Below are 19,087 nucleotides of genomic sequence, written 5' to 3' on the forward strand. Positions count from 1 at the left end.
GTGACCGCAAGCTATCTGCTTAAACGCCTTCTGCTGATGATCTACACCCTGCTGGTAGTGTCGTTGCTGGTTTTCGGTATTACACAGCTGCTGCCGGCTGACGCGGCTGTTACCTTGCTGGGGCAGAATGCGACGCCGGAAGCGCTGGCGGCAGTACGTGAGCGCCTGGGGCTGGATGCCCCGGCATGGCTGCAATACTGGCACTGGCTGACGCAGGCGCTGCAGGGTAATTTTGGTGTCTCCATGCGCAACGGGCTGGAGGTGGCTCCCGCACTGCTGACGGCGCTTTCGCGATCGCTGCTGCTGGCGGCCTGCGCGCTGATACTCATGCTGATCGTTGCTATTCCGCTCGGCATCTGGGCGGCCGTGCGACGCGGGAAAACCGCCGATGTGCTGGTGAGCGTCATTTCCTATGCGGGTATCTCTTTTCCCGAATTTGTTACGGCAACGCTGGTACTGCTGCTCTTTGCCGACGTCTGGCAGGTTCTGCCCGCGACGGGTTATGTGCCGCTCAGCGAGGATTTTGTAAGCGGGATACAGCACCTGATCCTGCCCGCTGTCACCGTTGCCCTGATTCTGGTGGCGCACGTCTCGCGCATGGTGCGTTCAGAAATGGTGGATGTGCTGCATACCGATTACATCCGTGCCGCCTGGCTTAAAGGACTGTCGCGCCGGCGTATCCTCTGGCGTCACGCGCTGCGCAACGGTCTGTTGCCCACCATTACCATTGTGGCGCTGGATGTGGGCTATCTGCTGGGCGGTATTGTGGTCGTGGAGGAGATTTTTGCCATCCCCGGCATCGGTCGTGAGCTGATCGTCGCAGTACAGGCGCGTGACCTGCCGGTGATTCAGGCTGGCGTCATGATCCTTGCCGCAACCTATTCGGTGGTTAACTTTCTTGCCGATCTGGCCTACGTCATTCTGGATAAGCGGATTTCCTATGCCTGACATTTTAAAACGTTTACTCCGTTCACCGCAGGGCGCAGCGGGCGTTCTCATCATCCTGCTGGCATTACTTATGGTGGCCGGCGGCGCGCACGTAGCGCCCTTTGATCCCGAGTCCATCTCAATCCTGACACGCTACAAGCCGCCAGGTGCAGAACACTGGTTTGGCACCGATCAGATGGGGCGCGATATCTTTAGCCGGGTGCTGGTGGGTGCGCGCTCTACGATTTTGCTCTCTCTGCTGGCGACCGCACTCGCTATGGTAATTGGCTCGGTGCTGGGTACGGCAAGTGCCTATCTGGGCGGCAAAACCGACGAATTTATGATGCGTACCATGGATGCCGTTATGGCTATCCCGAGTCTGCTGTTCGCGCTGCTGATTGTCAGCACGCTGGGGCAGAGCAGCATGAATGCGGTGCTCGCTATTACCATCGCCTTTGTACCCGGTATGGTGCGCATTTCACGCAGCGTGGCGCTGGCTGCGCGTCAGCAGGACTACATTAATGCGGCTATCGCCCGCGGCGAAGCAGCCCACTACATCATCCTGCGCGAGATGCTGCCAAATATTCTGGCACCGATCATTGTTGAGGCCACCATCCGCGTGGCATTTGCCATCATGCTGTTTGCCACCCTGAGTTTTCTCGGTTTAGGCGCCCAACCGCCTGAACCGGAGTGGGGCTTAATGGTGTCAGAAGCGCGAACCTACTTCTTCAGCGCGCCGTGGATGATGCTGATTCCAGGCCTGGCAATTGCACTGGTGGCCATTGGCTTTAACTTACTGGGCGACGGCCTGCGTGATGTTCTCAACCCACGGAGCCACGGATGATTGTACAAACTGCACCGGTGCTGTCGGTAGAAAATTACAGCCTCGATTACCGGCTCACAAACGGGCAGGCGCTGCCCGTACTGCGTGATATCAATTTACAGGTGATGCCCGGTGAAGTGCTGGGGCTGGTAGGGGAATCCGGCTCCGGGAAAACCACCCTTGGCTGGGCAATCATGCGCTGGCTGGCGAACAACGCGCAGGAGAAAAGCGGGGATATCCGTCTTAATGGTGACAGCCTTCTGAATTTAGCGGCGCCGGCACTGTTGGCGCTGCGTGGGGCGAAGCTCGGCATGATCTTTCAGGATCCGGGCGCATCGCTTAACCCGACGTTAACACTGGGCGAGCAGGTCACAGAAGTGCTCCGGCGCCACCGCAGGCTGAGCGCCCGTGAAGCGCAGGAGCTGGCTGAATCCCTGCTGCATGATGTAGAACTCAAACACCCGGCACGTATGATGCGACGCTACCCGCATCAGGTTTCGGGTGGGGAAAAACAGCGTATCCTGATTGCCACCGCGTTTGCCTGTCAGCCAGCCTGTATGATTTTTGATGAGCCAACCACGGCCCTGGATGTGATCAGTTCCGCACAAATTCTCGATCTCTATGAACGCCTGCGCGAGGAGACGGGCGTGGCATCGCTCTATATCTCGCACGATCTGGCACTGGTGACAAAAGTGGCCGACCGCGTCTGCGTACTGGAAAAAGGCCGTATCGTCGAGCAGGCAGAGACACAAACGCTCTTCACCGCACCGCAGCACAGTTATACCCGCCGGCTTATCGCGGCGGTGCCGAATCCACAGCACCGGCTGATCGCGGATGCTGCGGGCACGCAGCCGCTGCTGACGCTGAATAACCTCACCATCCATTATGGCCACCACGGCTTTATCGATCGCCTGCTGAAGCGCGAGGCCAATACCACCCGCGCCGCAAATGCGGTGTCGCTGACCGTGCATCAGGGGGAAATTCTGGGTGTGGTCGGCGAATCGGGTTCCGGAAAATCTTCTCTGGGCAGAGCCATTACCGGACTTGTGCCGTTTCACGGCGAGTTAAATTTCTGTGGTTCGGGAATGCAGGGCCCTGCGCAGATGGACAAAGCGTATCGCCGCCGCGTACAGATGATATTTCAGCATCCTGATGCCTCACTCAACCCCCGTATGACCATCGGTGAGATAGTTGCGCGTCCGCTTCGTCTGTACGGCTTGCCGCCTGGCGAAACGGAAGCGCAGGCGGTAGCACGTTTGCTTGAAGAGGTGCGTCTGCCGGCGGAGTTTGCCACTCGCTATCCCCATGCGCTTTCGGGCGGACAGAAACAGCGCGTGGCCATTGCACGCGCCTTTGCCAATCCCCCGGACCTGGTGATTTGCGATGAGATCACCGCTGCGCTCGACGTATCAGTGCAGGCCACCATCATTGAGTTGCTGCTGACGCTACGCCGTCGCTATGGCACGGCCTATCTGTTTATTACCCACGATCTCAACCTGATCCGTCAGATTGCCCACCGCGTGGCGGTGATGTATCGCGGCGATCTGGTCGATGTTTTGCCCGGCGGGAATATGTCGTCACTGGCGCAACACCCTTATACGCGTGCGCTCCTTGACGCTGTGCATATTCCCGATTTGTCTCCGTCCGTCGCTTAATGAGAAGCACATGAATCCTGAACAGTTAATCCATCATATCGATCGCGCGTTTTGTCTCTCTTTCCTGGCCAAAATGGTGCAGCACAAAAGCTACAGTGCCACCGACGGCGAACGCGCGCTGGCAAGCTTTATGGCTGAACAGATGTCGCAGCTCGGGCTGGAAACAGAGCTGCAGAAGGTGACGGGCGATCGTCTTAATGCGATTGGGCGTCTGGCAGGCAGCGGCGGCGGTCACAGCCTGCTGTTTAACGGGCATCTTGACACCAACCCGGTTACCGAAGGCTGGACCGTCGATCCCTGGGCCGGCAAAATTGACGATCGGTTCATTTACGGTATCGGTGTTTCCAATATGAAAGCAGGCGATGCCGCCTATTTCTGCGCGCTGAAGACGCTCATTGATGCCGGCGTAAAGCTCAAAGGAGATGTGATCCTCACGTATGTTGTGGGCGAGTTGCAGGGCGGGATAGGAACGCTGGCAGCCATAGAGCAGGGCGTGCGCGCTGACTACTTTATCAATGCTGAACCCACCGATTTACAGGCGTTAACCATGCATGCCGGTTCGCTGATGTTTACCATCGAGCTAACCGGTAATACGCGTCACCTTTCAAAACGGGAAGAGGCGGTCGATGCTATCAGCGCCGCAGTTGAACTGATTCCGCAAATCAACGGCATGATTTTCAGCGGCGCTAAAAGCGACGAACATCGGAAAATTAATCGCGGCCATATCGGTACAGTGCACGGTGCGCTGGGGCGAGGGCTGGAGGAGTGGCGTCCGCCGCAGGTTGCTGATTTTGTCCGTCTGAAAGGATCGGCGCGTTTTGCACCCGGCCAGACCGTTGAAGGCGTGCTGGCCGATCTTCAGGCGCTGCTCGACAGGCTCTGTCAGCAGTATCCAGGCCTGAAAGCGGAGCTGTTTGATGACGGTATCCGCGACAAGCCCACCATGCTGCCTTTTGAAGTCTCACCGGCGTCACCGATTGTGCAGGCGGTAAACCGCGCCTGGAAAACCGTGCGCGGCACCGAGCAGCCCACCGGGGCGATCACACCGCCAGCCTTTTATGGTACCGATGCAGCACACTTTTATCAGCATGCGGGCATGGAAGGTATCGTCTGCGGACCCGGCGGAAAGTACAACACCATGCCTGACGAGCGCGTCGAGATAAGCGAATATCTTGATATGGTACGCATCTATCTGCTCGCCATTCTGGATATCTGCCAGCAGGATGAACAGCCAGTGAAGCGCGATGTATGACTGCGGAGGAAGCTGTGCGACTGACCACTGTAGAGGGAAGAGGGGCGTTAGTGAGCCTTCAGGGCTTTATGGGCTGAGTGCCAAAAACGCTTATAAAACAATAACAACGGCAAATCGTCGCGGCAAAACCTCTTTTCAGCGGACCCCGAAAAGCGAGTTTACTGTCTATAGTGGATATCTGGTGCAGAGAACAGGTTACATACAGATATACAGCAATGCGGCTCTGAATCAGACGATGAACAAGCCGTTATGGCGGGCTGAATCCCGATTAACGGAGGCTGATAACTGAAAGCCCAATGTGGCGGATCGGCAGTATCATCTGCGATAAAAAGAGAGATCCGGCCAGCAAAGCAGGGGTGAGGCTAAATCTGACGGCCTGGCGATAAGTAAGAACGATCTGCGTAGCAGTCAGTACCGGATTTGCGCCAGATCATCTTCAGTCAGGCCGGTCATCTGCATGACCATATTCTGGTCGAAGCCATTCTGTAGCATGGCTCGCGCAATTCTCAGGCTTGCTGCGCGTTTGCCAAGTTCAATCCCCTCCTGGTGACCTTCCATACGGCCTTCCATGCGTCCTTTCTCAATGCCCTTCTGCTCGAGCTGCTGTGCGATGGTCATGAGTGCATCTCCGTGTTGCGGGATTCGTTATCGCCAGGGATTATATTCCTGCCAAACTGAAAAGAAAAAGAGAGCGACGATGATTGCTGAAACATCTTCTCCTGAAAGGAACCGGAAGCTTCAGAAAACATATCTGAATACCTGAAAGATCGCTCAGAAATGGCCGGGCTGCTCAGTGGTGAATTTGCGCCAGCTCATCCTCAGTCAGGCCGGTCATCTGCATAACCATATTCTGGTCAAGACCGCTCTGTAGCATGGTTCGCGCAATTTTCAGGGTTGCTGCGCGAATGCCTTGCTGCTCGCCAAGCTGAATCCCCTCCTGGCGTCCTTCCATGCGGCCTTCCATGCGGCCTTTCTCAATGCCCTTCTGCTCGAGCTGATGTGCGATGGTCATGAGTGCATCTCCGTGTTGCGGCACACGCTGTGCCAGTTCGCGAACGAAGGCTTCAGAGTCGGCCGACTCTCCTGCCTGCAGTAAATAGTGTATCAGCACTGTCACCTGAGATGAAGAAAGATAGTCCGCCATCAGCAGTGTGGCCAGCCGGTCGGTCAGCGTGGCTATATCGCGCTGGTGTATGTGCTTCTGTAGTAAGGTAAGCGCTGCCATGCTGCGATGATTCATGATGTCATCATCCGGGATAACGGTGATGTCTGTCAGCGGAAAGGGGCCGCCATATAGTTTCTCCGCGACTGCCGGATTGTCGAACTCATCCAGCCAGCGGGTGGAATAGGGATACGGGCTGCGTTTTCCGGTATAGAAGAGCACGGGTATCACCAGTGGCAGCTTCTTGTGCCCGGCCTCAAGGTGGCGCTGCATGGCGGCCACGGCGTAGCGCAGCAGGCGAAAAGCCATATGCCGGTCCGGGGAAGACTGGTGCTCAATGAGCACGTGAACGTAAGCGTCTCCGGCGGTGGTCTTCAGGCTGTAAAGAACATCGCTGAAGTATTGCCGCAGATTATCCTCCACGAAAGAGCCAGACTCCAGCTTCAGGGTGCTAAGATCGCAGAGCGAGCGCAGTTCTGTCGGGAGGTGAAGCTCCATAAAGTCCCGGGCAATCTGCGGCTGCGTAAGAAATTGCCTGAAAGTCGCGTCGTGAGGCGTGGGCGTGCTGTTTTTCTTCTTCATCCGTGCTGACTCATCAAATAACGAGAATATAATATCATGACAGCAAAAGCGCTGTGCCTGGAACCATTTTCATCAGATATCCGAAACTATTTGCACGCCAGTAATAAAGCGACAGACAAAGGCGTTTATATTTTTGCCTTCAAATATGGCCCACACGTCAAAATACATTACCTGTTCTATTACGTGTGGGATGACAGGGGCTGGAAAATATCTGTTCACCCTTCTGCAGCACTGCCAGAAAATGAGAGTCAATAAAGCATAATTAAACAGGAATGAATATTTTTCCTCTGAATATCTCAGAGGCGTTTGCCAGTAAACTTCCATTAAATCCCCTCAGGGACGCTATAAAAATCAAAGCTCAATTACTGATTAGCTTTGCGGATATTGTAATAACCACGCTATTTACTTCGTTTTGAACAACTGACTATTATCGCTCTCACTCTGTTAATAAATGTAACGGGCTTAATTCAGCCTGCATGCTTTGACGCCCTTTTTTTACTGGAAACGCCATGAATCTCTCTTTTACTGTACCCGAAACCTGTCAGGCGGCGGTCATCACCCGACGCGAACAGGCTATTCAGGCGGCGCAATCGCTGGCTGAGCAGGCGAAGCCCGGTGCCGTTGAGCGCGATCAGCAGCGGATTTATCCCGTTGATCTGCTGAATCAGTTCACCCGGCTTGGTCTGGGCAGTATCAGCGTTCCGCGTCGTTTTGGCGGAGGCGGGCTGGACTATCAGACCCTGGCCGAGGTTTTTCGCATTATCTCCGCCAGCGATCCCTCTCTGGGCCAGATCCCGCAGAACCACTTTGGGCTGATTCAGTTCATCCTGGGCGAAGGCGAACCGGAACAGCAGCAAACGCTGCTGCAGGCCGTCGTGAACGGCAACCGACTGGGTAACGGTGGTCCTGAAAAAAATACCCGTCATACGCGTGATGTTCAGGCCCGGCTGAGCGGAGATGGGAACGCGCGGTTTCTGACGGGAGAGAAGTTTTATTCAACCGGCGCGCTGTTTGCCGACATTCTGGTTACCACCGCTCTTCAGGATGATGACAGGCCTGTGATGGCTTTCATCCCGCTGCCTGCCCCAGGCGCAGAGATTGTCGATGACTGGTCTGGCATGGGGCAGCGTACCACGGCCAGCGGCACGGTCAGGCTTCATCAGGTGGCGGTCGATCCGGCCTGGATTATTCCGCTACCGTCGCCGGAGAAACCGACGCTGCGCGGTGCCGTTTCACAGCTCATCCAGGCGGCGATCGATGCCGGCATCGCGCAGGGCGCGCTGGACGATGCGCTGGCGTTCGTTCGCGATCACTCCCGTCCCTGGGTCGATGCCGGCGTGGCGCGCAACACGGACGATCCTTACATCCTTGCCGATATCGGTCGCATCAGTACCGAACTGAGCGCCGCCAATGCCCTGCTGCGAAGGGCGGCCCGCGTGCTCGACGCCACAGACCCGGCCGCGCTGACAGCCGAAAACAGCGCAGCCGCCTCAATTGCCGTGGCAGAAGCCAAAGTGCTGACCACGGAGATCGCCCTGCGAGCCAGCGAAAAGCTCCTGGAGTGGGGCGGCAGTCGCGCCACGCTGCTACAGCATGGTCTGGATCGCCACTGGCGCAACGCGCGCACCCACACCCTGCACGACCCGGTGCGCTGGAAAACCCACGCTATCGGCAACTACTACCTGAATGCAGTCTATCCCGCGCGTCATGCGTGGATTTAAGGAGAAAGTATGAGTCAGGTTCAGCCGAAACAGCCTGCGGAGAGCGTGCGCAGCGAACAGCAGGCGCTGGATGTCGCCGCACAGCTGGCGCAGCAGTTCCGTGAAGGTGCCGCAACCCGGGATCGCGAACGTGAGTTACCGCATCATCCGCTGCGGGCACTGTTTCAGTCCGGATTAGGGGCGATTACCGTGCCCGAAGCCTATGGCGGTATCGCGGCGTCGACAGCCACGCTGACCTCGGTGATTAGCCTGCTCAGCGAGGCCGATGCGGCAGTGGGTCAGGTTCCGCAGAACCATTTCTACGCGCTGGAAGTCCTGCGCCTTAACGGCAGCGAGTCTCAGAAACAACGCTTTTACGGTGAAGTGCTGGCTGGCGTCCATCTGGGAAATGCGCTGGCAGAATTTTCAGCCCGCGCCGCGCATCAGCGTACCACAGCGATCTGTAACAACGTCCTCAACGGCAGCAAATTCTACGCCACCGGCGCGCTGTTCGCCGACCGTATTCCCACTGCGGCGCGCGATGAAGCGGGCATAGAGCAGCTGGTGTTTGTGCCGCGCCATCAACCGGGCGTTACGGTGATCGACGACTGGAGTGGTTTTGGTCAGCGCACCACCGGCAGTGGCAGCGTGCTGTTCGATAATGTCCCGGTCGAGCCAGATGATGTCGTGCCGTTTCAGTCGGCCTTTGAGCGTCCCACCGCTCTTGGGCCGTTTGCCCAGATTCTGCATGCCGCTATCGATCAGGGCATTGCGCAGGCCGCCTTTAACGATATGCTCGATTTTCTGCGTCAGCGTGCCAGACCCTGGCCAGACAGCGGTGTGAGCCGCGCCAGCGACGATCCCTTAACGCTTGATCGTACCGGCCGTCTGGCTGCGCGGCTGCGGGCAGGCGAGGCATTGATAGAAGAGGCGGCAGCGGCCGTTGATGCGGCGCAACGGCAGCCCGACGCCGGCACGGTCGCGCTGGCCTCTGTTGAGGTGGCCAAAGCACGGGCCTGGACAACAGAGGTGTCTCTGGAAGCCGCGAACCTGCTGTTTGAACTTGGCGGCACACGCGCCAGCCTGCGGGAATACAATCTTGACCGCCACTGGCGCAATGCGCGCACGCATACCCTGCACGACCCGGTACGCTGGAAATATCCTGCGATAGGCAACTATCTGCTCAATGGCGTATTGCCCGCCCGCCGGGGCACGCTATGAGCCAGAAACAGGTTCTGCTTAACGCTTTCAATATGAACTGCGTCGGTCACATTCATCACGGCATGTGGACACATCCTCAGGATCACTCTACGGAATTTAACACGCTGCGTTACTGGACAGATCTGGCGCGCCTGCTGGAACAGGGCCTGTTCGACGGCGTGTTTATCGCCGATATTCTGGGCGTCTATGACGTTTATCAGCAGGGGATCGCGCTGACGGCGCGCGAGTCGATTCAGCTGCCGGTTAACGATCCGCTGATGCTGGTTTCCGCCATGGCAGGAGTCACAGAGCATCTGGGCTTCGCCGTTACCGCCAACCTTAGCTATGAAGCGCCGTATCCCTTTGCCCGTCGCCTCTCAACGCTGGATCATCTCACTCAGGGACGCATCGGCTGGAACATCGTCACCGGCTACCTGGACAGCGCGGCGCGGGCAATGGGCAATAAGCAGCTGCTGGCGCATGACCAGCGCTATGCCCAGGCCGATGAGTTTCTCGACGTCAGTTACCAGCTCTGGGAGGGAAGCTGGCAGGATGATGCGCTGGTGATAGATCGCCAGAACCGCCTCTATGCCGATGCCAGCAAAATTCACCCGGTAAAGCACCAGGGAGAGTTCTATCAGGTTGAGGGCTATCACCTCAGCAGCCCTTCACCGCAACGTACGCCGCTGCTGTTCCAGGCCGGCACGTCAGCGCGTGGCATCCGGTTCGCTGCCCGTCATGCCGAGTGTACCTTCGTCAATGCCGCCACACCCGCCGCGATCCGCCAGCAGACAAAGCGTCTGCGCCAGGCTGCGGTAGAAGCGGGTCGCCGTGCCGACGATATACGCATTTTTATGGGTGTCGGCGTGATTGTCGCCCCGACCGAGCGCGAAGCGCAGGAGAAGCACCAGAGCTATCTGGCCTATGCCAGCCCGGAAGCCGGTATTGCCCATTTCTCCAGCTCAATTGGTCTCGATCTGGCCGCCTTCGACCTGGATGAGCCGATCGTCAATGGTGAAACCCGTGCGATTGAGTCGGTAAGTCAGGCCTACAGCGGCTGGACCCGCCGTCGCCTGCTGGAGCAGCACGCCATGGGCAGCCGCTATCCGCTGATTATCGGTAATCCCTCTCAGGTGGCGGACGCGCTGCTGCACTGGATGGATGAGGGGGATATCGACGGCTTCAATCTGACACGCATTCTCAACCCGCAAAGTTACCGCGATTTTATCGAGCTGGTCGTACCGGAATTACAACAGCGCGGTCGTTATAAAACGGCTTATCAGCCCGGCTCACTGCGCAACAAAATTTTCCGGCAGGATCGCCTGCCCGATCGTCACCCGGCCGCGCACTGGCGTCATGCCACCGGACACCGTTGAACTGTTTAATCTCAAGGAATCATCATGACACGTATTAAACCCTTACGCGCCGCGCTGGGCGCGATACTGCTGACCCTCAGTGCCGTTGCCGCTGCAGACTATTCGGGACCGCTGAAAGTCGGGACGACTGCCGCCTTTGCCCCGCCGCTGGAAACCGCCGTGGCGGAAGCGAAGAAGCAGGGACTCGCGGTTGATCTGGTCGAGTTCACCGACTGGACCGCCCCTAACGTCAGCGTGGAAAATGGCGACATCGACGTTAACCTGTTCCAGCATAAGCCTTTTATGGAGAATGCGAATCAGTCCGGTGGCTTCCATCTGGTCGCCTACGCGCCCGCCATCATCAACAACATCGGGCTCTACTCGAAAAAGCACAGCGCGATTGACCAGATACCCGAAGGCGGTACCGTGGCCATCGCTAATGACCCGATAAACGGTGCCCGCGGATTACTCCTTTTACAGAAAGCGGGACTGATTACGCTGAAGCCGAATGCCGGGCTCAAATCCACTCCCGACGATATCGTCAGCAACCCGAAGAAACTGAAAATCATCGAAGTTGAAGCGGTGCAGCTCTCGCGCTCGCTGGAAGAGGTCGATCTTGCGCAGGGTTATCCGCACTATCTGCGTCTGGCCAAAACGATCGACCCCAATCAGGCGCTGCTGTTTGATGGGCTGGAACACCCTGAATATGTTATTCAGTTCGTGATCCGTCAGGGGCATGAGAACGATCCGCGCCTGGCAAAATTTGTCGATATTTATCAGCACTCGCCGGTGGTGCGCGCCAGCCTCGACAGTTTCTATGGCAAGCTTTATCAGCCGGGCTGGAGCCAGTAATCATGGTCAGCGTTAGCTATCCGGAAACCAGCCCATTACCTCATTCCGCCGTTGCCACACAGGCCAGCGGCGCCGCGCACATTACCCTGGAAGCGTTGAGCAAACGCTATCCCGGTCAGGCGGTCGATGCGCTGCATAACATCCAGCTGCAGATCCAGCGCGGCGAGATTTTCGGCATCATTGGCCGCAGCGGAGCGGGCAAATCGACACTGATCCGCTGCCTTAACCGGCTCGAAGAGCCTGGCAGCGGGCGGATTGTCATCGATGGCATCGACATCAGCGCGCTGACGACCCGCCAGCTGGTCGAATGGCGGCGCAGCACCGGCATGATTTTCCAGCACTTCAATCTGCTCTCCGCCAAAACGGTCCGGCAGAACATCGAGCTGCCGCTCAGGGTTGCGGGTGTGCCTGCGGCTGAGCGGGCGCGTAAAGTGGATGCGTTACTGGCGCTGGTCGGGCTGGAGTCGCGTCAGCACGCCTGGCCCGCTCAGCTTTCCGGAGGACAGAAACAGCGCGTCGGCATTGCGCGTGCGCTGGTGCACGACCCGGAGCTGCTGCTGTGTGACGAAGCGACCTCGGCACTCGATCCTGAAACCACGCGCGCCATCCTGGCGCTGCTGAAGAAAATCAATCAGCAGCGCCACATTACCATTGTCCTCATCACCCATGAGATGGATGTCGTTCACGACCTCTGCCACAACGTGGCGGTGATCGACCAGGGTGAAATCATTGAGCGCGGCCCGGTCTGGCAGGTCTACAGCGATCCGCAGCAGGAGACCACGCGACAGCTGCTGAATCCCGATCATCAGACACTGCCAGAATCGGTCGCCAGCCGCCTGAGCGACCGCCGCCTGCAGCCCGATGCCCGGCTGTTACTGCGGCTGCGCTACACCGGGCAGGGTGCTCAGCCGGATATCGGTGCGCTGAGCGCCCTGATTCCGGGTGAAATCACCGTGATCTACAGCGCGATTGAGTGGGTGACACAGAAGCCGATTGGCCAGATGCTGGTCCTGCTGGATGCCCGGCATGAAGCGCAGGCAGTGACCGCTCAGCTGTCGCATATCGCCGATCAACTGGAGGTGTCAGGTTATGTCACAGGCTATTGAACGTTTATGGAGCGCACTGCTGGATACCCTGCTGATGGTCGGGGTCTCTTCGGCGCTGGCGCTGCTGCTGGGATTACCGATGGCGGTGCTTCTGGTGGTGAGCGGACGCGGGGATCTTTTCCCCAGTCCGGTACTCAACCGGGTGCTGGGCTGGATGGTTAATCTCTTTCGCTCGGTTCCCTTTCTGATCCTGATGGTGGCGCTAATCCCATTTACCCGCTGGATAGTCGGTACGACCTATGGCGTCTGGGCCGCAGTGGTGCCGCTGACCCTTGCAGCTACTCCGTTTTTTGCCCGCATTGCCGAAGTGAGCCTGCGTGAAGTGGATAAAGGACTGACGGAAGCGGCGCAGGCGATGGGCTTTCACCGCTGGCATATTATCTGGCATGTGCTGTTGCCTGAAGCGCGGCCTGGCATCGTCAGCGGCTTCACCATTACGCTGGTGACGATGATCAATGCGTCGGCGATGGCGGGTGCCATCGGTGCCGGTGGCCTGGGCGACCTGGCCTATCGGTATGGCTATCAGCGTTTCGATATGCAGGTGATGGTGACCGTGATCGTGGTGCTGGTCGCGCTGGTGACCCTGCTTCAGCTCTGCGGCGATCGGTTATCGCGTCGGCTGAATCATCGTTAGCCCCTGAGGCCGGGTTCCCCCGGCCTTTTTTTTATCACGCGCCCCCGCCGTTCCCTATCTGCCAGATAAAGGTCGGATCGCTGCCATTTACTTCCCAGTCACCCACATTGCGGATTTTGTAGATCACCGGATTGTGCGAGGAGACCGTACGGGCGTTGCGCCAGTGCCTATCCAGCGCCTTGCTGACGCGGGTATCGGACGCCCCCAGCGCATTAAACAGCTCAGTCGCAGCGCGGGGCACCAGCTCTGTCGCCACGGCCTGCGCCCGGGCTGACTCCACCTCGGCCAGCACATTAGCCGCATGCCGTGCGGATTCACCGGCACCATTCTGCTCAAGCTCAAACACCCGCTGCAGAGCGTGAGTGGCGCGCTCAGCGGCCGCTTCTACTGCCCAGGCCCAGCTGCTGATCTGGCCCACAACCTGCAACACCTGCACATCCTGTCTGGCCTGTGGCGCATTGCCGTGACTGTAAATCCGCTTACGCTGCGCCACAGTCTGTGCCGCATCACGCACTACTGCCCGGCCAATACCGGCCAGGGTAGAGAGTAAAACGTGCTGATAAAAGGCAGTCTGATAGCGGAAGCGCGTACTGAAATCGTACACATGAGCGGACTCAATATGGGCCTGATCAAAACGCGTGGTGCCGCTGCCGGTCAGGCGCTGTCCAAACCCATCCCAGTCATCGTCACGCTCAACGCCATTCTGGTGCGTGCTGACCAGCGCAATCACGTCGCGGCCGTTGTCGGCTCGCCGGGCAAAAACATCGATCCAGTCAGCATAAAGGGTTCCGGTGCTGTAAAACTTTTCACCGCTGATCGTCCAGCCATCCGGTGCCAGGGAAACCTGGGTGATGACCTCACCCAGTTTCACCGTGCCCGTTTCACTCCAGCCGCTGCCCACCAGCTCGCCATCCACAAAACGGCGAAACCAGCGAAGCCGTTCAGCATCCGCAGGCTGATTCAGGCGATCTTCAACAAACGCGAAGTGTGCACGCAGTGCCTGAGGCAGGTTTGAATCCGCCTCGGCCAGCGCGGTCAGCAGCGAAAAGAGCTGAGGCAGTGACACCCCGAAGCCACCTTCCTCTTTCGGGATGCGCAGCGTGCCAAAGCGGGCTTCTTTCAGCCAGGCGATGGGCTTATGCAACAGTGTACGCGTTGTTTCACGCCTGGAGGCGGCTTCGGCGATACGAGTAAACAGCGGCCTGAACTGTTCGGTCAGTGCCGCAAACTCAGTCCGGGTTAATTCAGACATGATCTTCTCCTGTGGTGGGTTGTTCATCAATGTCCTGTCGGGTCGGTTCAAACCGGACGACCAGCAGGAAAATTATCGGGATCAGCGCAGCGAGTGAGACAATCCAGAACATATCGGTGCTGTACCGGGCCTGCAGAATCGGCAGGATGAATAGCGCCAGCGCACTGCCAATTCCCGAAAGCGAGCGGCTGAAACCGACGCCGGTCGCGCGGATATGGGTTGGATAGGAGAGTGCGGGATAGATCATTAACTGCGCGCCGGGTCCAAACCCTTCAGCAAACAGCCAAAGTCCCAGCATCAGCACGGCAAACACTACTCCAATCGTCGCCTGCGGATGACCAATCAGCGCCAGGGAGATCAGCGCGATAAACTGCAGCGCAAAGCCGGCAATCGCCACATGCCTGGAAGGGAACTTCCACGCCAGCCGCATCCCCAGCAAACCGCCGGTAAAGGCGAACAGTGCGTTGAGTCCCAGGGAGGCAGAGATGGTTTCAAACACGCCCGCGCCCAGGAACTGCGCCAGAATAGAGGGCAGGAAGAAAGCAATGGCGGTGTATTCAAAGGCGATACAGACGTTCATTACTGCGCTGACGATCGTGCGTTCGCGGTAAGGTTTCTGAAACAACACGCGGAAACTCACTTTCGGGGCCGCTTTCGCGGTCTTAGTTTTTTCAGGCTGCTCTTCATGCGCAATAATGCCGTAGGAGTCGCGCAGAATGCGCACGGCACCGCTTAAATCGCCCTGATTTGCAGCCCACAGCGGTGACTCATTCATAAACTTACTGCGCACCCCGATAATCAGCAGGGCCGGTACGGCACCAAACAGCAGCGAGGCGCGCCACAGCCAGTCGATATGCGCGGCAGGTAACAGGAAGTAGAGCGCAAAAATGATAAAAAAGCAGGCTGAGGAAGCGGCGTACCACATCGGGCACCAGGCGGCAAGGCGCGACGCTTTGTTGCCTTTACCGGAGAATTTCGAGAACTCAGCGAGATAAGCCATGGCGACCGGCAGGTCGATCCCGACCCCGACGCCCATCAGAAAACGCGCGCCAATCAGGACCCAGACGTTGGGCGCCAGGCCCGCCGCGATAGCCGAGACGACAAAGAACAGCATGTCCGCCATAAAAACTGAATAGCGGCCATATTTGTCGGTCAGCCAGCCGCCGACCAGATTACCCACGATGGTCCCTATCATGATGGAGGATGTTACCAACCCGGTGAGAAGTGGAGTCAGCCCAAACTCTTTAACCACATCATCGATGCCATAAGAGAGCGTCGTGAGATCGTAAGCATCAAGAAATACGCCGCCCAGCGCCAGAAATACGATCCAGCGGGCGTAACTGTTTTTCTCACTGTTACTGTTAATCAGCCGGGCCACATCACTGACCGAACGAACCGGTGTGGAATGCGGCGGCGGGGCGGTCAGGGTGTCGTCAATATTCAGTGTACTCATCGTATCCTCGTTATTATTTAAGCAGGCAACGCAGCTGTTATAAGTTCAGCCCCCCGGGTAAACAACCAACAATTTCGGATAATGATTACAATAAATTCAATAAGTTAAAATAAAATCTCGGGCATGCGGAAAACCGGATAAATCGTCTGACTTATCCGGTTCTGTCCGGCGGCTGTCTGTTTTTTACTGCCCTAAACAGAGCGGGCAAAGGGCTGACCTCTCCTGTTTCCGTCAGACCTTTTCGCTTTCTGCCTGCTGTTTCATGTCTGATGTACGACGATACCCGGCTCCCGGATGCGGCGAGGTCAATCGTGGCCCCTGTCCGAACAGTTTTTCACGCAGCGTGCCCGCCTGATAAGCCTGCTTATAGACACCGCGCTTTTGCAGTTCCGGCACCAGCAGCTCCACCACGTCGGAAAAGGTTTCATGCGTCACCGCGTAAGCGAGGTTAAAGCCATCCACATCGGTCTCCTCAACCCAACTCTGCAACTCATCTGCCACGGTTTCAGCACTGCCTACCAGCAACGGACCAAATCCGCCAATGCCAACCCAGTCTGCCAGCCCCTGTACCGTCCATTGACGGTTGGGATCGGCGGTGGAAAATGTCTCAACCGCTGACTGAATCGCATTGGTGTGCAGATGCTTCAGGACCTGATCTGGTTGATACTGGCCAAAATCGATACCGGTCCAGCCGGAGATCAGCGCCAGTGCCCCTTCGTAACTGACATAACTTTTGTACTCCTGCCATTTCGCCTGTGCCGCCAGGTCCGTCTCGCCCACAATCACAGTCTGCAAATTGAAGATCAGGATGGATCGCGGGTCGCGTCCCGCCTCTGCGGCCCGCCGGCGAATATCCGCCACCGTTTTTTTCAGCAGCACTTTCGACGGCGCTGCAACGAACACACATTCCGCGTGCTCCGCCGCAAACGCCTTGCCGCGGCTGGACGCCCCCGCCTGGTAGAGTACCGGGGTGCGCTGCGGTGACGGTTCGCACAGATGAATTCCCGGCACCTGAAAAAAGGTGCCCTGATGGTTAATCGGATGGATTTTATCGGGATTGCTGAAAATACGGCGTTCGCGGTCACGCAGTATCGCCTCCTCTTCCCAGCTTCCTTCCAGCAGTTTGTAGACAACCTGGAGATATTCATCCGCATAGTCGTAGCGAGCGTCGTGGTCGGTCTGAGCCTGATAACCGATATTCCGTGCGCCACTTTCCAGATAGGAGGTCACAATATTCCAGCCGACACGGCCTTTGGTCAGATGATCGAGGGTCGAGAGGCGGCGTGCAAAGGGGTAGGGGTGTTCAAATGACAGCGAAGCGGTGAGACCAAACCCCAGATGTTCCGTGACCAGCGCCATCGGCGTGATCAGCGCAAGGGGATCGTTAACCGGCACCTGCGTAGCCTGACGGATAGCCGCCTGGTTGTTGTCGTTGTACACATCATAAACACCCAGCACGTCGGCAATAAACAGCCCGTCAAATTTACCGCGCTCCAGCAGACGCGCCAGATCGGTCCAGTAGGTCAGGTCCTTGTACTGCCACGAGCGATCGCGCGGATGCGCCCACAGGCCGGGAGACTGATGACCGACGCAGTTCATATCAAAAGCATTCAGACGAATTTCACGTTTCGATGACATAGCAGCTCCTGAGCGGATGCGGCATCACGCTGCCGCCCGCTCTTTCAGATTGATATTGTGAGAAGGGGATCAGTGCGTCAGGAAGCCGGGACATCGCTCGCTGATGGAGGAGGGCGTAGCGCTGAGCAACATGCGCGCGACGGATTCAGCATGCTCGGCTACCTGCGGCAGTCCCATCAGCTCGCCAAAACGCCCGCGCGCGGCGGGCCCGGCGACATAAAGCCGGGGGCTGGCTTCATCCTGTGTATTCACAGCCTGCGACAAGGCGTTTACCCGAATGCCCAGCGCCAGCGCATCGGGCTGGATCACGCCGTCACCCTGTAACTGGCTCAGCAGCGGGTTGCTGTCCAGCAGCGCGTTGTGCGCCGGGCCGGTGGTCACAATTACCTTATCCACCTCGCAAACCTCCTGATCGGCTCCTCGCAGACGCAGCGTCAGCCGCAGCGCGTCATCGGCCGGTTCAGCCGCAATCAGACGGGCGGCACGCAGCGAGAGCTGACCGCTGGCCTGCAGCTGTGAGAGAACCTGACTGACCTGTGGCGCGATGCGATAGCGGTGAACATCCCACCAGGGGCGGAGATGCTGCAAAAAACGCTGCTGTTCCGGCAGCGGTAAACTCTGCCAGATACGCTGACCGTTGCGGCGGATATCATCCAGCACTAGCTGCCAGGGCAGATTCAGCGCCGCTGCCCGTTTAACCTCCTGACGCACCCGCTGTAACCAGCCGCGCGCGGTCGCGGACTGCGGCTGACTGTAATCCAGGCTGTAGGCCGCCTCACTGCCGCTCAGATTGGCGCGCGGCAGCAGTCCGCGACGGGAGAAAACGGTGATATGACCCCGGTGCTGCTGGCGGTGCAGCGAGGCGATAACATCCGACATCGTCAGGCCCGAGCCGATAATCGCTATCCGGCTGTCTGGCGCAATCTGCGTCAGCGCATCACGCTGCCAGGGGTCAGCGATCACGCCGGGATGCGCCTGTAGCTGCTTCAGCCGCGCAGGCAGCGCGGGCGGGGGATGGCTGATAGCCAGTACTACCTGATCCGCCCGGATCCGTTCTCCACGGGCGGTGGTCACGACCCCGTTCCGCAGCGATAAGGCGCTGTCCTGCAGGTGTCTCAGCGTCACCGGAGAGTGTTTCTGCTGATGGATAAACTGTGCGTTTACCCAGCGACCAAACTCACCGCGCTGCGGATAGACGTTGCCGTCATGCCACAACGCGTCCGGGTCGTTCAGATAGCCGGGCGAGGCCCGGAAGTCACGATCAAACAGACCCTCTTCATCGCCCGCAAGCTGCATCCTGGAAGCCGGAACATTAATACGGTGCGCCGGATCGCGGGTGCCGTAGGCCACGCCCTGTGCCAGTTCGTCACGCGGTTCAATCACCGTCACGTTCAGGCCCGGCTGGCCCTGTCTGGCAAGATAGATCGCCAGCGCGGTGCCGGTGAATCCCCCGCCGATAATGACAATCTGCTGTTGCAACATAAGCGAGCCTTCTC

The 19,087-nt window shown here is 58.1% G+C and carries 16 protein-coding genes and 1 pseudogene; 11 read left to right on the forward strand and 6 right to left on the reverse strand.

Going from position 1 to position 19,087, the window contains the following annotated elements; translation table 11 throughout:
• From C1Y41_RS17225 to C1Y41_RS17240, 4 genes are read left to right on the forward strand one after another with little or no spacing between them, the layout of a single operon-like run.
• Positions 1-948 carry an ABC transporter permease gene (locus C1Y41_RS17225; protein WP_071669468.1) on the forward strand — a complete coding sequence of 316 codons (948 nt, stop codon included), beginning with the start codon at positions 1-3 and terminating at the stop codon, positions 946-948.
• The gene (locus C1Y41_RS17230) at positions 941-1,771 is read left to right on the forward strand and encodes an ABC transporter permease (protein ID WP_071669467.1); all 831 of its coding nucleotides are present in this window, start codon (positions 941-943) and stop codon (positions 1,769-1,771) included. Before C1Y41_RS17225 ends, C1Y41_RS17230 begins: the two co-directional genes overlap by 8 nt.
• Positions 1,768-3,405, forward strand: a complete 1,638-nt coding sequence (locus C1Y41_RS17235) for an ABC transporter ATP-binding protein (protein WP_104085954.1) — start codon at positions 1,768-1,770, stop codon at positions 3,403-3,405. The genes C1Y41_RS17230 and C1Y41_RS17235 overlap by 4 nt, the downstream gene beginning before the upstream one ends.
• A 10-nt stretch (positions 3,406-3,415) precedes the next feature.
• Positions 3,416-4,657: a M20 family metallopeptidase gene (locus C1Y41_RS17240; protein ID WP_104085955.1), complete on the forward strand. Its 1,242-nt coding sequence runs from the start codon at positions 3,416-3,418 to the stop codon at positions 4,655-4,657.
• A gap of 408 nt (positions 4,658-5,065) precedes the next feature.
• On the opposite strand, the pseudogene C1Y41_RS17245 reads toward C1Y41_RS17240, so the two are convergent.
• Both C1Y41_RS17245 and C1Y41_RS17250 read right to left on the reverse strand, forming a co-directional pair.
• Positions 5,066-5,302: pseudogene (locus tag C1Y41_RS17245) on the reverse strand (ISNCY family transposase); the annotation flags it as partial.
• Positions 5,303-5,447: 145 nt separating this feature from the next.
• The gene (locus C1Y41_RS17250) at positions 5,448-6,401 is read right to left on the reverse strand and encodes an Rpn family recombination-promoting nuclease/putative transposase (RefSeq protein ID WP_104085956.1); all 954 of its coding nucleotides are present in this window, start codon (positions 6,399-6,401) and stop codon (positions 5,448-5,450) included.
• A 36-nt stretch (positions 6,402-6,437) separates the two neighbouring features.
• On the opposite strand from C1Y41_RS17250, the gene C1Y41_RS19940 reads away from it, so the two are divergent.
• From C1Y41_RS19940 to C1Y41_RS17285, 7 genes are all read left to right on the forward strand, one after another.
• Entirely contained in the window at positions 6,438-6,656 is a 219-nt protein-coding gene (locus C1Y41_RS19940) for a hypothetical protein (RefSeq protein ID WP_146065240.1), read from the forward strand.
• Positions 6,657-6,910: 254 nt separating this feature from the next.
• Positions 6,911-8,122 (forward strand): SfnB family sulfur acquisition oxidoreductase, encoded by a 1,212-nt coding sequence (locus C1Y41_RS17260; protein WP_104085958.1) that lies wholly within the window; start codon positions 6,911-6,913, stop codon positions 8,120-8,122.
• Between the two features lie 9 nt (positions 8,123-8,131).
• Positions 8,132-9,322 carry an SfnB family sulfur acquisition oxidoreductase gene (locus C1Y41_RS17265; RefSeq protein ID WP_104085959.1) on the forward strand — a complete coding sequence of 397 codons (1,191 nt, stop codon included), beginning with the start codon at positions 8,132-8,134 and terminating at the stop codon, positions 9,320-9,322.
• Positions 9,319-10,677 carry an LLM class flavin-dependent oxidoreductase gene (locus C1Y41_RS17270; RefSeq protein WP_104085960.1) on the forward strand — a complete coding sequence of 453 codons (1,359 nt, stop codon included), beginning with the start codon at positions 9,319-9,321 and terminating at the stop codon, positions 10,675-10,677. The genes C1Y41_RS17265 and C1Y41_RS17270 overlap by 4 nt, the downstream gene beginning before the upstream one ends.
• A gap of 24 nt (positions 10,678-10,701) precedes the next feature.
• Positions 10,702-11,508, forward strand: a complete 807-nt coding sequence (locus tag C1Y41_RS17275) for a MetQ/NlpA family ABC transporter substrate-binding protein (protein ID WP_104085961.1) — start codon at positions 10,702-10,704, stop codon at positions 11,506-11,508.
• Between the two features lie 2 nt (positions 11,509-11,510).
• Entirely contained in the window at positions 11,511-12,614 is a 1,104-nt protein-coding gene (locus C1Y41_RS17280; RefSeq protein WP_104085962.1) for a methionine ABC transporter ATP-binding protein, read from the forward strand.
• Positions 12,598-13,248 (forward strand): methionine ABC transporter permease, encoded by a 651-nt coding sequence (locus tag C1Y41_RS17285; protein ID WP_104085963.1) that lies wholly within the window; start codon positions 12,598-12,600, stop codon positions 13,246-13,248. Before C1Y41_RS17280 ends, C1Y41_RS17285 begins: the two co-directional genes overlap by 17 nt.
• A 34-nt stretch (positions 13,249-13,282) precedes the next feature.
• On the opposite strand, the gene C1Y41_RS17290 is transcribed toward C1Y41_RS17285, so the two are convergent.
• The 4 genes from C1Y41_RS17290 to C1Y41_RS17305 form a co-directional block, all read right to left on the reverse strand.
• On the reverse strand, positions 13,283-14,500 hold the full coding sequence (locus C1Y41_RS17290; RefSeq protein ID WP_104085964.1) for a monooxygenase: 1,218 nt from the start codon (positions 14,498-14,500) through the stop codon (positions 13,283-13,285).
• Positions 14,493-15,953, reverse strand: a complete 1,461-nt coding sequence (locus C1Y41_RS17295) for an MFS transporter (RefSeq protein WP_104085965.1) — start codon at positions 15,951-15,953, stop codon at positions 14,493-14,495. Before C1Y41_RS17295 ends, C1Y41_RS17290 begins: the two co-directional genes overlap by 8 nt.
• Before the next feature lie 231 nt (positions 15,954-16,184).
• Complete coding sequence (locus C1Y41_RS17300; RefSeq protein WP_104085966.1) at positions 16,185-17,591, reverse strand: LLM class flavin-dependent oxidoreductase; 1,407 nt, start codon at positions 17,589-17,591, stop codon at positions 16,185-16,187.
• A 69-nt stretch (positions 17,592-17,660) separates the two neighbouring features.
• Positions 17,661-19,073: an FAD/NAD(P)-binding protein gene (locus C1Y41_RS17305; RefSeq protein WP_104085967.1), complete on the reverse strand. Its 1,413-nt coding sequence runs from the start codon at positions 19,071-19,073 to the stop codon at positions 17,661-17,663.
• Positions 19,074-19,087: the final 14 nt, after the last annotated feature.

The organism is Pantoea sp. ICBG 1758 (assembly GCF_002928325.1).
Lineage (GTDB): Bacteria > Pseudomonadota > Gammaproteobacteria > Enterobacterales > Enterobacteriaceae > Pantoea > Pantoea eucrina.

What these genes read in the sequence shown, in the direction of transcription:
- C1Y41_RS17230 (WP_071669467.1), top strand. Translation starts at nt 941, where the DNA reads ATGCCTGACATTTTAAAACGTTTACTCCGTTCACCGCAGGGCGCAGCG.
- C1Y41_RS17235 (WP_104085954.1), top strand. Translation starts at nt 1,768, where the DNA reads ATGATTGTACAAACTGCACCGGTGCTGTCGGTAGAAAATTACAGCCTC.
- C1Y41_RS17240 (WP_104085955.1), top strand. Translation starts at nt 3,416, where the DNA reads ATGAATCCTGAACAGTTAATCCATCATATCGATCGCGCGTTTTGTCTC.
- C1Y41_RS17250 (WP_104085956.1), bottom strand. Translation starts at nt 6,401, where the DNA reads ATGAAGAAGAAAAACAGCACGCCCACGCCTCACGACGCGACTTTCAGG.
- C1Y41_RS19940 (WP_146065240.1), top strand. Translation starts at nt 6,438, where the DNA reads ATGACAGCAAAAGCGCTGTGCCTGGAACCATTTTCATCAGATATCCGA.
- C1Y41_RS17260 (WP_104085958.1), top strand. Translation starts at nt 6,911, where the DNA reads ATGAATCTCTCTTTTACTGTACCCGAAACCTGTCAGGCGGCGGTCATC.
- C1Y41_RS17265 (WP_104085959.1), top strand. Translation starts at nt 8,132, where the DNA reads ATGAGTCAGGTTCAGCCGAAACAGCCTGCGGAGAGCGTGCGCAGCGAA.
- C1Y41_RS17270 (WP_104085960.1), top strand. Translation starts at nt 9,319, where the DNA reads ATGAGCCAGAAACAGGTTCTGCTTAACGCTTTCAATATGAACTGCGTC.
- C1Y41_RS17275 (WP_104085961.1), top strand. Translation starts at nt 10,702, where the DNA reads ATGACACGTATTAAACCCTTACGCGCCGCGCTGGGCGCGATACTGCTG.
- C1Y41_RS17280 (WP_104085962.1), top strand. Translation starts at nt 11,511, where the DNA reads ATGGTCAGCGTTAGCTATCCGGAAACCAGCCCATTACCTCATTCCGCC.
- C1Y41_RS17285 (WP_104085963.1), top strand. Translation starts at nt 12,598, where the DNA reads ATGTCACAGGCTATTGAACGTTTATGGAGCGCACTGCTGGATACCCTG.
- C1Y41_RS17290 (WP_104085964.1), bottom strand. Translation starts at nt 14,500, where the DNA reads ATGTCTGAATTAACCCGGACTGAGTTTGCGGCACTGACCGAACAGTTC.
- C1Y41_RS17295 (WP_104085965.1), bottom strand. Translation starts at nt 15,953, where the DNA reads ATGAGTACACTGAATATTGACGACACCCTGACCGCCCCGCCGCCGCAT.
- C1Y41_RS17300 (WP_104085966.1), bottom strand. Translation starts at nt 17,591, where the DNA reads ATGTCATCGAAACGTGAAATTCGTCTGAATGCTTTTGATATGAACTGC.
- C1Y41_RS17305 (WP_104085967.1), bottom strand. Translation starts at nt 19,073, where the DNA reads ATGTTGCAACAGCAGATTGTCATTATCGGCGGGGGATTCACCGGCACC.